Source organism: Vibrio sp. 1402 (genome assembly GCF_033340275.1).
This window is the reverse complement of the sequence record NZ_JAWOWE010000002.1, coordinates 134,199-147,035: the sequence shown is the minus strand read 5'-3', so window position 1 is coordinate 147,035 and position 12,837 is coordinate 134,199. Positions and strand designations below refer to the sequence as shown.

Annotated in this window: 9 protein-coding genes and 1 tRNA gene; 4 read left to right on the top strand and 6 right to left on the bottom strand. The window is 43.3% G+C overall.

Features of this window, described 5'->3' with window-relative positions; all coding sequences use genetic code 11:
- Together R7044_RS04120 and R7044_RS04115 are read right to left on the bottom strand one after the other, a co-directional pair.
- Window positions 1–1,140, bottom strand: a complete 1,140-nt coding sequence (locus R7044_RS04120; protein WP_064368016.1) for an efflux RND transporter periplasmic adaptor subunit — start codon at window positions 1,138–1,140, stop codon at window positions 1–3.
- A gap of 466 nt (window positions 1,141–1,606) precedes the next feature.
- On the bottom strand, window positions 1,607–3,244 hold the full coding sequence (locus R7044_RS04115; RefSeq protein WP_042522094.1) for a methyl-accepting chemotaxis protein: 1,638 nt from the start codon (window positions 3,242–3,244) through the stop codon (window positions 1,607–1,609).
- 774 nt (window positions 3,245–4,018) lie between these two features.
- Here R7044_RS04115 and R7044_RS04110 point away from each other — a divergent pair.
- Window positions 4,019–5,008, top strand: a complete 990-nt coding sequence (locus tag R7044_RS04110) for a Solitary outer membrane autotransporter beta-barrel domain (RefSeq protein WP_005388404.1) — start codon at window positions 4,019–4,021, stop codon at window positions 5,006–5,008.
- A gap of 5 nt (window positions 5,009–5,013) precedes the next feature.
- On the opposite strand, the gene R7044_RS04105 is transcribed toward R7044_RS04110, so the two are convergent.
- Window positions 5,014–5,262 carry a hypothetical protein gene (locus R7044_RS04105; protein ID WP_005378271.1) on the bottom strand — a complete coding sequence of 83 codons (249 nt, stop codon included), beginning with the start codon at window positions 5,260–5,262 and terminating at the stop codon, window positions 5,014–5,016.
- 816 nt (window positions 5,263–6,078) lie between these two features.
- Here R7044_RS04105 and R7044_RS04100 point away from each other — a divergent pair.
- The 3 genes from R7044_RS04100 to R7044_RS04090 all read left to right on the top strand — a co-directional run bounded on the left by R7044_RS04100 (window position 6,079) and on the right by R7044_RS04090 (window position 8,883).
- On the top strand, window positions 6,079–7,410 hold the full coding sequence (locus R7044_RS04100) for a cytochrome ubiquinol oxidase subunit I (RefSeq protein ID WP_005388402.1): 1,332 nt from the start codon (window positions 6,079–6,081) through the stop codon (window positions 7,408–7,410).
- Between the two features lie 2 nt (window positions 7,411–7,412).
- Complete coding sequence (locus R7044_RS04095) at window positions 7,413–8,405, top strand: cytochrome d ubiquinol oxidase subunit II (RefSeq protein WP_017820054.1); 993 nt, start codon at window positions 7,413–7,415, stop codon at window positions 8,403–8,405.
- A gap of 349 nt (window positions 8,406–8,754) precedes the next feature.
- Window positions 8,755–8,883 (top strand): hypothetical protein, encoded by a 129-nt coding sequence (locus tag R7044_RS04090; RefSeq protein WP_005378275.1) that lies wholly within the window; start codon window positions 8,755–8,757, stop codon window positions 8,881–8,883.
- Between the two features lie 273 nt (window positions 8,884–9,156).
- Here the strand turns inward: R7044_RS04090 and R7044_RS04085 are convergent.
- The 3 genes from R7044_RS04085 to R7044_RS04075 all read right to left on the bottom strand — a co-directional run bounded on the left by R7044_RS04085 (window position 9,157) and on the right by R7044_RS04075 (window position 12,761).
- Window positions 9,157–9,244: transfer RNA gene (locus R7044_RS04085), tRNA-Ser, on the bottom strand.
- 144 nt (window positions 9,245–9,388) lie between these two features.
- Window positions 9,389–9,838: an L-alanine exporter AlaE gene (locus R7044_RS04080; RefSeq protein ID WP_025766903.1), complete on the bottom strand. Its 450-nt coding sequence runs from the start codon at window positions 9,836–9,838 to the stop codon at window positions 9,389–9,391.
- A 502-nt stretch (window positions 9,839–10,340) separates the two neighbouring features.
- Window positions 10,341–12,761: a hybrid sensor histidine kinase/response regulator gene (locus R7044_RS04075; RefSeq protein ID WP_047100819.1), complete on the bottom strand. Its 2,421-nt coding sequence runs from the start codon at window positions 12,759–12,761 to the stop codon at window positions 10,341–10,343.
- Window positions 12,762–12,837: the final 76 nt, after the last annotated feature.

Sequence of the window (12,837 nt, the reverse complement as noted above, 5' to 3'; positions counted from 1 at the left end):
TTACTCCTGTTCACCGTTTTGGATAGTTACCGAACTGCCTGGCCCTACCTTTTGTAAACCGGCGGTAATGACTTTATCACCCGCGTTCAAACCATCAATAATGCGCCATTGGCTATTGATCGCTTCGGCAGTCTTCACTGGTTTCGCTTCCACTTTGTTCTCGCCATTAACCGTCATCACTGTCGCTTTACCTGTCGCATCACGAGATACCGTATTTTGTGGTATTAGAATCGCATCAGGGTCGACACCAGTAATGACCGTCGCACGAACAAACATTCCAGGTAGCAACAAACCGTCAGGGTTTGGGAATTCGGCACGAAGCGTCACGCTGCCCGTACTTTCGTTCACATTGACCTCAGTAAATTTCATTGTGCCTCTGTGTTCGTAAGTGCTGCCATCTTCAAGCATCAATGTAACTTGCGCAGAGTCATCTTCTTGCATATGGCCTTGGGAGAGTGATGCTTTCAAACGCAGCAGTTGCGCGGATGATTGCACAATATCAACATTGATAGGGTCAAGCTGCTGAATGGTCGCTAATTTGGCAGCTTGGTTAGCCGTAACCAACGCACCCGCTGTCACACTCGATTTACCGATCACCCCGCTAATCGGAGCTTTGACTTGCGTGTAATCTAAGTTGATTTTTGCTGTGTTGATCTTGGCTTTTGCAACTAGGACCTGCGCTTTCGCTTCTTTGTATGCCGCTTCTGCTTCATCCAAGTCTTGTTGGCTGATGGATTTTTTGGTGATCAAGGTTCTGTAACGCTTCACCGTGGCATAGGTCGACTCTGCCGCAGCTTGCGCACGGATTAATTCCGCTTCAGCGCTCAGCAAATCCGCCTGAAATGATGAATCATCAATTTGATATAGCGACTGTCCTTGTTCAACAAGGCCACCTTCAACAAAATTTCGCTCCGAAATAATGCCAGTGACTTGCGGACGAACTTCTGCTTCTTTGAATGCTCTGCTACGACCCGGCAGCTCTACTGTCAATGCTTGGCGCGTTGGCTGCACTGTTAAAACTTCTACTTCGGTTGCGGGCGCAGGACCACCACCTTGGCTCGATCCTTCTTCGCTAGGTTGACATCCAACCACAAAAAGGCTCGACGCAATCAGCAGAGATAGCGTGGTTTTACGTCTCATGAATTTTTCTCTCTTATCTACCGACAAGCCTTCAAGATTCCTTATTAAAAGCTTCTAGAATGACTTAATAATGACTAAAGGATGTATATCCAGAACAAATTAATTAGGATGATAAATACCCAGTGTTGTACATACAACAAAATTTACAGTTCTATACGCTTACGAAAAACGTTTATGGTAAAGGTGTTATGAAGTTCTCAAATTTGAAGATTTTGGGTTGGAAATCACATTTTCCTGTGTGCAATTGCAATGGTTAAAAAGCAGCAAAAGTGATGATAAAAGCATCATCACGCTGTACAGAGTTTGTGACCGCTGTCCAGGGTTATTTGCCCACTCTGGTATACGAACTAAAGTGAGAAAGGAACGTAAATATAGTCGAAATTTCACAGGTCAGGTTCGCCACTTATCTAAAAAATAACCCGCTAAGAAGCGGGTTATTTCGTCAGTGAGATTGCTGTTCTCAAGCTTATACTTTGAACTGACTGACCTGATGATCTAAACGTTGAGTTTGCTCTGACAACATGGCTAAAGAAGCTTGCGCTTGGTTTACGATTTCCACAATTGAAGTGCTACTGTCTGCAATGCCTTGTACGTTGCTATTTACTTCGTCACTTACTGTACTTTGCTGGCTCGCAGCCGTTGCAATGTGTGTATTCATCTCGTTCATACGTGAAATCGCGTTCAAGATTTCAGAAAGGGATTCACTCGCTCGGCCAGCGGACTTGATCGTTTCATCACTGCTATTTTGGCTACCGCGCATCACTTCTACAGCTTGTCCTGCACCAGATTGTAGCTTTTCAATCATGGTTTGGATTTCTCCCGTACTCTGTTGCGTACGACTGGCTAAAGAACGAACCTCGTCCGCTACGACAGCAAAGCCTCGCCCTTGCTCTCCAGCGCGAGCCGCTTCAATGGCTGCGTTAAGCGCTAATAAGTTTGTTTGCTCGGCAATACCACGAATTACATCCAGTACGGACGCAATGTTACTCACATCATGATCCAATGTGTTAATGACGTGGCTTGCGCTTTCGATTTCACTTGCGAGGCTACGAATTGAGCTAACCGTTTGATCCAAAATAACATTGGTATTGGTAAGTTCATCATTCGCTGTTTGGCTCGCAACCGCAGCTTCGTTAGCGCTATCGCTTACATTTCTGCTGGTGACTTGCATTTCATGCACTGCCGCCGCTACCGCCTCGCTATCTTTTTGCTGAGAAACGGTCGAGTTCGCGATGGTCGTGGTCAACGAGCTAAGATTTGCCATTTCGTTACGTAAGGTATTTGAGCTTTCAATTACCTGAGCGACTGTCACTTGAATTTTGGACACAAACTGGTTAAATGCGTCTGCTAAATTGCCAATTTCGTCTTGTGTTTTTACATCGATTCGCTGACTTAGATCACCTTCACCGGACGCAATTTCTGTCATCGCATTTTTAATATCATTGATAGGCTTCACAACCGTTTGTAACAACAAAAAAGCCATCGCGATAGCGGCAAAAATAACAATCACAATGCCAGCCTCAAGAATGAGTTCTGCTCTTGTTGCAGCCGCTGATATTTCGCCCTTCAACTGGCTTTGCTTTTCTTCTATTGCATCTTTTACAACGTTAAGCTGCGCTCTAACCTCGATAAATTGGTCTTCAAAGGTATGTTTGTGCTCATTGTAGTAACCACGCCATTGAGATTGAGGTAAACGTAGCATCGCCTCATAACTTGCTAACCACTTTTCACCCAAAGAGACAAGCGTTCGAACTTCATTACCATGTGTAGAAGGCATCACACCGGCTTGTGATAGCTCAATCATTTGTTCCATACGTGGCAGTGCTTTGTAGGCGTTGTCTTTGTATTCACCGATGTGATGATCAATATCGTTTTGAGTATCAGAAAGTGCAACACCTTGGATTGCAGATGTTGCTTGGTAAAGATCGCGATAAGCATCCTCAATCGTTAATAAGTTCGGCACGATCTGTTCGTTGAGTGTCTCACTCAATTCAGATTGCTTCCAACTTGTCATAACGTTTAATACAGAGCTCACAATAAACAATCCAATAATCAATGACAGCGGGATCACTATCTTCTGCTTGATCGTTAAGTTCTGGAACATGAATAGACTCTCTTTATTTATGGTATACAAACTGCCGGAAATTATATCAAACAAATAGAGTATACCATTAGGTAAAAGAGGCTATTCAACATGAAATCTAATGACTTTTTGACAAGGGTTCTAATTTCAACAATTAGTTGATTTTATACAAAATTTAACAAAGAGATCTTTTCAAAAGATGCAAATTAAAATGCTCTTTCAAAACGAAAAATATGTAACAGAAAGTGAATTAAAAGGGACCACATTTTGAAGAATAGATCGAATCAATGATTTACTGAGAACACATACAAAATACAGTTTTTGGATTGAGCACGACCGCGTAATATGCAAAGGTCCGAACATTTCTTCTAAAGCTCAAAAAAACCATTGTTTATCTGACGTATTTAGGGTTACTCCGTGAGGATATTAGTCGTGATGTTGGCAGACAGGATGCTTACAAGTTTTCGAAGTTAACCAGTAGCACAGTGAACGATTCAGATTTTCTTGAGCGCCAAGGCAATAAAAAAGTTTGCTATTTTGCTTTCAAGAGACGCATTCAAAAAAATAATGCAACCTAGCCACAAAGTCTTGCTACATCTTCAGAAAAGAATGATGTTGCTAAACAAATCTGGTGCAGCATACACATTGAAGCTAAACTCGTTTAAGGAACTTTTTCATATCAATATGAGAAAACATAGATTTCTCAAAGTTACACCGACCATTCAACGATTAAACTAATGTTAGCGTACCGATACGTCCGAAAACTCCATGCATGAACCATTTAAAAGAGCCAAAATGTTCCAACCCAACTTCGCCTCAGTGGAGTGGCGAGTCGTTTCGCTCGCTCTCCTACTCTCTCTACCTCATACTGCTCATGCGGATCCACTAGATAAGGAAATTAGCAACCTTCTTCAACAACGTTTTTCTATCGCGGTGTTGCTGTCCGATACTGACGCAATTGCGTTTGGTATTGGCGACTTTGATCCAAATGCATTATTTGATACCGCCAACCCAGAGTTCGGGACTGACGAGTCAATCAATGAACGTCGAAGCAAATCCGTATATGTTCTCCCTTACACGACTAACTTTGACATTGAGGGCAGCGAGGATTTACATGAGCTGTCGTTTAAGGCGTTTACGATACAAACAGAGAATGATCTCAAACTATTCGGCACAAGTAAGGATCTTCTCAAGGAAAGGACATACGGCGCGTCGATTGGTTATGGGTATCTATACAAAGCAAGTGAAAACGTCACCCTTAGCACCAGAACGACGACTCACCTTATGCGTTATGAAAACTCATTCTCTACCGATAATAAACTTTCCTCCATCATTGGAAGAATCCTAGACGGCCGTGCCGTTAACGTTTCAGCATGGGCGGCAATAGTTCAACCATCCATTAAAGCCAAATACACGTCTCCCACAAGTTGGGGGAAATGGCATGCCAGTTCGACATTGAATTCATTCATTGGGCACAGCTGGGGAAGCGCAAATAACGGCAATATAGGCAACCCTAAAGGTTGGTACCTATCTAATGAAATCACCGGTTACTACAATATTTATCACGGTGAGCAAGCTTTATTTACCGGGATTAAAAGAGTCGACCTTTCGCATGATTTAAGCGATGAACTGGGAAGTCCGCATTACTACGAAGCTTCTATAGGATGGCTATTTTATGCACCAAAGCCCTTTGATTGGTTGGACAATTTCGGCATAGGCGTTAACTTCAACTACGGCTCGACTCTCAGAGGTGGCAGCATTCAACTTTACTACAACAAACAATAACGCTGTCAGTACAGGAACCAGTTGGTAGCATATATAACAAGAAGAACGAGAAGACACAAAAGGAATGGCAGAGTTAGCGTCTTCGCAAACTTTTTCATGAGACTTGGGTTATCAAACACCACACCTTCCGCTTCTCTTACCCTTCGCTCTTCGTCAAAATGCCATTTAATGGCTAAGTAGGCTCCTATCCCTAATACAATAAGCTTAAAAGCTCCAGCAAAGTAAGGAAAGAAATTAGCCCAACTGTCGTTCATTATCCATCTCCATCAAATTCAATATCAGCTTTGCGGTGGCAGAATCCAAGGTTCATGTAGAATGCCCCCCTCAAAGTCAGACTCTCTGGCTAGCGCCAGTCTACTGCTCGAGATAGCTGCCCACAACTCTCTTTACCATATAGGCATTTATTAATTATTTAATAAATAACAAGAAAGACACTAGCACACTTGCTGAAAAGTAAGTGTCAGTTTGGATTGAAACTCATCAGGAATCGAAAATGGTCCGCAGTCGACTTGTTGATCTAGTGAAAGCCGAATTACCTAGAGCCAAATCGTTCGCTAGTATAAAAATGTAGCCTATCGCACTTCTGGTCGAGTGCTAACGAACTTATGATGCACATGTCATTAGCAGTGCAATTTTAAGTTTATCAATTAGCTAAAGTTTCCCACCTTAACTGCCAGTAAGTTTGCTGTGTTTGAGATGATCTCGACATGACTAGTGTATAAATAGTATGGAGGTTCAAAGTGAAGGCAAGGCAATTTTCCTTACTAAAAATATTGTTTTTGTAATTTTATTTCAGGATTATCGAAACCATCATAAGGATAATTCGAACTAATCTTAATCCATGCTCCTTCAGTTACATTTGCTTTCTTTTACTCACTTCTCGCGACTATTAGTGGCATTTTGAGACAATTTCCTACACTCCTTTCTTTCCCTTAGTTGATATAAATCATGGTTAGAAGAAAACAGAATCACCTGTATTTCTCGATACATGAATCCAAACTGCCCGACTTTTCGTAACTAAATTACAGATAGACACGATTTTTAGTATGGCACGTTTTTGAGGAACCAAGATGTTAGATACCCTCATGCTGTCGCGGATCCAGTTCGCGGCCAATATCAGCTTTCACATTCTCTTCCCGACCATCACCATCGCGTTGGCATGGATGTTGGTGTTTTTCAAGTGGCGATATAACCGCACACAGGCCCCCGTATGGCTCGATGTTTATTACTTCTGGGTCAAGATATTCGCTCTCACTTTCGCCTTGGGTGTGGTATCCGGCATTACGATGAGTTTCCAGTTTGGTACCAACTGGCCAGGCTTTATGGAACGAGTTGGAAACGTAGCTGGACCATTGCTCGGATACGAAGTGATGACCGCCTTCTTTATGGAAGCCACCTTCCTGGGTGTGATGCTTTTTGGACGAGGACGAGTGCCGGAATGGGTTCATACTCTCGCCACCGTTCTGGTTGCTGTTGGGACAAGTATGTCCGCGTTTTGGATTCTAGTGCTTAACAGCTGGATGCACACACCAAGTGGCTATGAAGTGATTGACGGAATTGTACATGTAACCAGTTGGAAGGAAGTTATTTTCAATCCTTCTTTACCTTACCGTCTTCTGCACACGCTATTAGCATCGGCGCTGACTGCCAGCTTCTTGATTGCGGGTATCTCAGCTTATCAAATAATGAAAAAGCCAGATCACCGCTCAGCCAAACTTGGCCTAAAAGTCGCGCTGTTCGCGGCGGCTGGATTCATCCCAATTCAAATCTTTGTCGGTGACCTTCACGGGTTAAACACGCTTGAACATCAACCTGCAAAAATCGCAGCGATGGAAGGCGTGTGGGAGACCGAGCAAGGCGCGCCTCTTCTTCTGTTTGCGATGCCAAATGAAGAAACTCGCAGCAATGATTTTGAAGTGGGCATCCCAAAGCTGGCGAGTTTGATTCTTACGCATGACTTAGATGGGGAAATCCAAGGACTTAACGAGTTTGCACCTGACCACCCGCCAGTGAAGCCCTTGTTCTTTGGTTTCCGCGTGATGGTTGGTGTTGGTGTCCTTATGTTGCTTGTTAGCTGGTATGGCGCGGTGAAGCTAGCACGTAAAAAAGCGCTACCTAAACCTTACCTGTACACGGTATTAGCCATGACGTTCTCTGGTTGGATAGCCACACTGGCGGGTTGGTATGTTACTGAGATTGGTCGACAACCTTGGTTGGTCAGCGGTGTATTGCGAACATCCGAAGCCGTCACCACGGTTGCGAGCAGTAGCGTGATGACTTCGCTCATTATGTACTTAGCCATTTATGCTGCATTGCTGGTTGCGTACATCCATACCCTATTCTATTTGGCGCGCAAAGACGTTGCAGCCCATGAAGTCCCACTGACACAACAAGAGGCCTAATCATGCTCGACTATCTACCAGAAATTTATCTTCTGCTGCTTGGCTTCTCGGTCTTTATGTATGCCGTGCTCGACGGCTACGATCTTGGCGTCGGTATCCTTTTACCGAGTGATAATGAAGCGCAACGTGACCGAATGATAGCGTCTATCGGCCCTTTCTGGGATGCGAATGAAACGTGGTTGGTGTTAGCCGTCGGTATTCTGCTGATTGCCTTTCCTACTGCTCATAGCTTGATTTTGACGGAACTTTATATGCCGACCGCGATTATGCTTATCGCACTGATCATGCGTGGCGTGGCGTTCGACTTCCGAGCCAAAGCGAACTCGGATCATAAACCTCACTGGGATTGGTGCTTCAGAATTGGCTCGTTAGTCACCGCGCTAACCCAAGGCTACATGGTGGGTCGTTACATCATGGGATTTGAACAATCAACCGAAGCATTTGGCTTTGCTTGGTTAAGCGCACTTTGTGTAGCGGCGGCGTACGTTTACATCGGTGGCGCATGGTTAGTACTAAAAACGGAAGGTGATTTGCAAATACGCTCGGCCCGTTGGTCTCGCCGTGCTGGTTGGTTAGCAGCCTTAGGAATCTTGGTGGTTAGCGTTGTAAACCCAATTGTAAATCAACAAGTTGCCTTGCGTTGGTTCAGCTTCCCAGAAATCTTGTTGCTTGCCCCAGTTCCGTTAATTGTATTGGCAACCATCTTCCTAGTTGATCGCTATTTGCGTCAGGTTCCAATGGTGAATGATCTGGGTGTGCGCTGGCCTTTCTTTGGTGTCACTGTCATTTTCGCGTTGAGCTTTCTCGGGCTTGCGTATAGCTTCTTCCCAGAAGTTGTGCCGGGATTAATGACCGCACAACAAGCTGCCTCCTCGCCTGCGACGTTAATAATCGTGGGCTACGGTGTGATGATTGTTATGCCGGTGATATTGCTTTATACCTTTGTGGTATACCGGATCTTCAAAGGCAAAGCGACAGAACTTAGCTACAAGTAGGAAAGGGAATTCCTCAACAAAGCGCCGCTGCTCATGCGGCGTTTTTTTGCAGTACTCAACGACTAAAGTATCTACCCAAGGCGACTGAGTGGGAACGCTGAGAGAATGTAGCGGCAGCCAGTAGTTTGTTCCTAACTAGAACGAGATAACCGCTTCTCAACTATAGCGATACAGGCACAAAAACAGAAAGAATATTTGATGTTACAAAAGGTAGACCGCCACTTTAAAACGCTTTGAGTATTTTTTGCGCTCAATGAGGTGCAAGTATACTTATACTTTTTATGACTTGTGAACACTCAATTGCATGTTATGTTGCTGTTGAAATCGTACATGAAATAAGGACAAGAACATGAAGATAAGATGCAAAACGACGCAAAGCATTGAAAAATTTAACCCTGATGACCTCAATCTAAACACAGATCTCTTTGGTATGATTGCTGTTGTATTCGTGTTCATGGCTGTTTTGCTTAGCATCTAGTAGCAATGCGTTCATTCTTGTGGCCGTATTCATACCTCATGTGATATGGGTGCTAAATTCTAGATTAAAGCGGATGGGCTAACCCGCACCAATCAGATTATGGCTGCCTCTGTATAGCTTCTTCAATTTTGGCGTTGTATCGAGGTGAGATATGAACAGTTGGCTTGTAGATAGAGTTGCGTTTGCACTCTGAGTACTCTTATGTACTTTCAATGACGCATTACTTTAGTGCAGATATGAAAAAAGGCCTGATAAATCAGACCTTTTAGAATGTGGCGGTGAGTGAGAGATTCGAACTCTCGATACGTTGCCGTATACACACTTTCCAGGCGTGCTCCTTCAGCCACTCGGACAACTCACCGAATCAAATTTTGGTTAGCATCATTGGCTAACGAGGCGCTAATTTAATGATTATGTGCCTGATGGTCAAGGCTAAACATAAAAAAAAGCGCCCTTTTCGAATCGATTGCTCACTAAGTAACTAAATTGAGCAAAACTGGGGCATTTACATGCTTTGAGAATAACCGGGAACACGGAACCAACGGCGGCACATGTCCAAGAAGTACCCATACAACACACCCATGCCACAAGAAATAACAGCGTTACTTGCCACTGCGGTCACAATTTGATCTGTAGACGCGCCAACTGCGAATAAAATACCCGCATAAACTGGAGATTGAAATAGTACATAAGCGACCAGATCAGAGATGTTCTTCATAAAGGAAGACGGTGACACCTTACTACCTTGATGCAGCATCCAATCACGAAAAACCCCATACGGCCAAGCAATGGCGATATTCACTGGAATCGATAGCGTACGCGATGCTAGAGATTGCTCAAATGTCATCCCTGAAATCAAAATCTCGACAATCATCCCTGTGATAAAGCAAAAAACAACCATAGCAAAGGTATCCGCTGCGGCGTGACGAATACAAAATGGTCCACGAGACTTCATTTACAAAACCCTTAAAATCAAACACTGCAATTAATAAAAATAATAAAACTATTAACCACTAAAAAGACATCAAGCCAGTTAATGATACAATTAGAACACACAAAAACTAGCTTATGGCTCTGTATTTAAAATTAAGTTGTAAATTTATAACCAACTTTTAAAGTAAAAGTAGTTTTTTTCACCAATGACGAGTAAAAACGCCTAAAATTACGTAAAAATGGTACAAAAACACGGATTTCACTTACATAAAAAGGGGTTACGATAATTATTTTGACGTAAAGTTAGAACAAAACTCGGACTGTAAACAGTCACTCCTATAGCTTATGCTACCAAGCTGCGAAAATTCAGAGTATTACCGATATAATCACAGTAGAAGGTCTTGCTGCTTTACTCGTAAAAGTAAAACTGCAAGCCTGTTCATTGCAGGTTAGAAGAGTTTGTGACGACGCTGGATGACGTATGAATAGTAAGAACAATTCACAGTTGCGCCATATTGATTCAGTTATGGTGAGGCCAGCAAAATCGTTAATGTATCGATATCATCTTGGTCCGGGGATTGCTGACGCTTTAAGTTACTTCTTATCCGTTCGGCGACTGAAGAAACGTCGCCACTGAGTTCAAGGGGAGCCTCCGCAATGATCGCTGAAATAGCCTCAAGTGCTTCATTAAGATGTCCATTATCTAGAGCGACATAGAAGTTGAGTAACCACTTTTCAGCATTAAAGCTATCTGCTGCATTTCCATCAAAGTCCGATTGGTACTGATATAACTGTGTCGCATGAAGATACAGTGCATCATTTAATTCAGACTCCACTATTGGTTTCGCTATTATGTGGTCTGCTCCTACATTAATCATACGCTCTTGTGTTTCTTTGAACACATCCGCTGTACAGCCAAAAATCAGTACCGACTTAGCAGGTGAACTCATTGCTCGAATGGCTGATATGGCCCCAACGCCATCTAGAACAGGCATATGATTATCCATCAGTATCAAATCAAATGGTTTGATCGCAACCTCATCGACTGCAAGCTGACCATTTTCGACACTTGTGCACTCAAAGCCCTTGGCTCGGAGGAAAGTTTCCATAATGATCGCATTTGTTCGGTTGTCTTCAACAATGAGTGCTTTCAACCCTTTACAGTTCAATTTATGTGTATTGATTGACTCTACTTTACCCGGCTTGCAAGGTGTAAGGGCAATTTCGACAGTAAAAGTCGTTCCAGCGTCCTCCTGACTCTCTACAACCACTTGCCCACCCATATGTTCCGCGATTTCTTTGACTATTGCTAAACCAAGCCCTGTACCACCAAACCGTCTAGTCGTTGATGACTCTGCTTGCTCAAAAGGACGAAAAATGCGTTTTTGTGCCTCTTTTGAAATACCAATCCCTGTATCTTTTACCTTTAGTATCAGCTTGGTGCCAGCCTTACTCGATTTCTCGGCTAGCTCTACCTCTACGATGCCACGATCGGTGAACTTAACAGCGTTATTGAGTAGATTGAACAGTACTTGACGCAAACGGGCTTTGTCATTGTTGTACCAACGACCCGTTGGTAAATGCGAGACTACTCTAAAGCGAAGACCTTTTTCTGCACATAGCGTTTGATAAACACTCTTGATACTGCCGATAATCGACTCAATTGGGAAAGGCTTATTTTCAAACTCAACATGCCCTTGTTCAATTTTTGAGTAATCTAAAATCTCATTGAGTAATGTCATCATGTGATCACCTGAATCATAAAGTGTTCTCAGGTGCTTACGCTGCTCATCGGTAAGTGGTGTTTTTAACAGTATCTGGGCAGTTCCTAGTACACCGTTCATTGGTGTGCGAATCTCGTGGGACAATGTGGCTAAGAATGCCGTTTTAGCGTTTGTCGAAGCCTGAGCTTTTATTCTCTCCTGCTCTAAATAGATCGTCTTTTCATTGAACTTCTCGATAAGCTGTCCGATTTCGTCATCGCTATCGTAGTCAATATCTATGATCCCACCAGTTTTCGAGTCATCAATCTTAGCGGCAATGCGAACAATTGGTTCAACAATATAGCGATTCAGTAAGTAGTAACCGACCAAGACACACAAGAGCAAAAATGGAATGATCCTCCCCTCAACGCTCATCACTTGTTCAAACACTTGATCAGCGACTTTAGCTTTTGCGTTGACAACTTCCATGCGCCAATCGAACTCTCCGAAATCAAGCTCGCTGACATAAATTTCGTCCGTCAGTTGAAAGTTGTGCTCAATAATCACGTTTGAGTCAGCATCGCGAACCACTACCCCTAAAGAATGCTGGTTCGTGTGCTCTCGAATAAACTGAAAAAGTGCATCAAGTGATAGGTCTACCGTTACAACTCCAGCGAATCGACCGTTTTGGTAATATGGAGAAGATGCGGTAATCATCTGGACCTGAGTAAAGGTATCGATGTAAACCGTAGACCAACTAACAGAACCTACCGGAGCATCGGCGGCAGCGACATACCAGGGTTCATTATCATAACCGCCAGATTCGGGGTTATTGTAGGAGTGAATTTGGTCAATACCACTATCACTGTTTTTATTGAAGAATAGACTTTTATATCTCCATTGTTCTGCTTTGAGTTCGGGTTTAGGCCATACGCCACCACTAACAAGCATCTTGTCACTCAATTGAAGAATATGTGGAATTATTGTGTTGAGAGATTGAATATTTTCAGTCCCTTGGGCTAGCCCTACTAAGCTGCTCAATACACCTGTAGAACTGAGGAGGGGCTCTTTTATCTCAAGAGCCAGGAGTTGGGTACGTAACTCTAGGTTTTGCTCTAGCTTTTGTCTAACCGGTGGCTCAACAACCAAATAGGCGACAGAACCAATCGTTGCGATAAAGAAACACAGGTACAGTGTCAGGGCGAGAATGCTTTTTTTTCTCAGTGATGAGCGAATTTCCATAGATGTGTGAATCATTCCCTAATATCGATTTATCACAAATTGATTGGTAAGATGAGCGCAATCAACTAGCCCATTA

What these genes read in the sequence shown, in the direction of transcription:
- R7044_RS04100 (WP_005388402.1), top strand. Translation starts at nt 6,079, where the DNA reads ATGTTAGATACCCTCATGCTGTCGCGGATCCAGTTCGCGGCCAATATC.
- R7044_RS04120 (WP_064368016.1), bottom strand. Translation starts at nt 1,140, where the DNA reads ATGAGACGTAAAACCACGCTATCTCTGCTGATTGCGTCGAGCCTTTTT.
- R7044_RS04095 (WP_017820054.1), top strand. Translation starts at nt 7,413, where the DNA reads ATGCTCGACTATCTACCAGAAATTTATCTTCTGCTGCTTGGCTTCTCG.
- R7044_RS04105 (WP_005378271.1), bottom strand. Translation starts at nt 5,262, where the DNA reads ATGAACGACAGTTGGGCTAATTTCTTTCCTTACTTTGCTGGAGCTTTT.
- R7044_RS04090 (WP_005378275.1), top strand. Translation starts at nt 8,755, where the DNA reads ATGAAGATAAGATGCAAAACGACGCAAAGCATTGAAAAATTTAACCCT.
- R7044_RS04115 (WP_042522094.1), bottom strand. Translation starts at nt 3,244, where the DNA reads ATGTTCCAGAACTTAACGATCAAGCAGAAGATAGTGATCCCGCTGTCA.
- R7044_RS04075 (WP_047100819.1), bottom strand. Translation starts at nt 12,761, where the DNA reads ATGGAAATTCGCTCATCACTGAGAAAAAAAAGCATTCTCGCCCTGACA.
- R7044_RS04080 (WP_025766903.1), bottom strand. Translation starts at nt 9,838, where the DNA reads ATGAAGTCTCGTGGACCATTTTGTATTCGTCACGCCGCAGCGGATACC.
- R7044_RS04110 (WP_005388404.1), top strand. Translation starts at nt 4,019, where the DNA reads ATGTTCCAACCCAACTTCGCCTCAGTGGAGTGGCGAGTCGTTTCGCTC.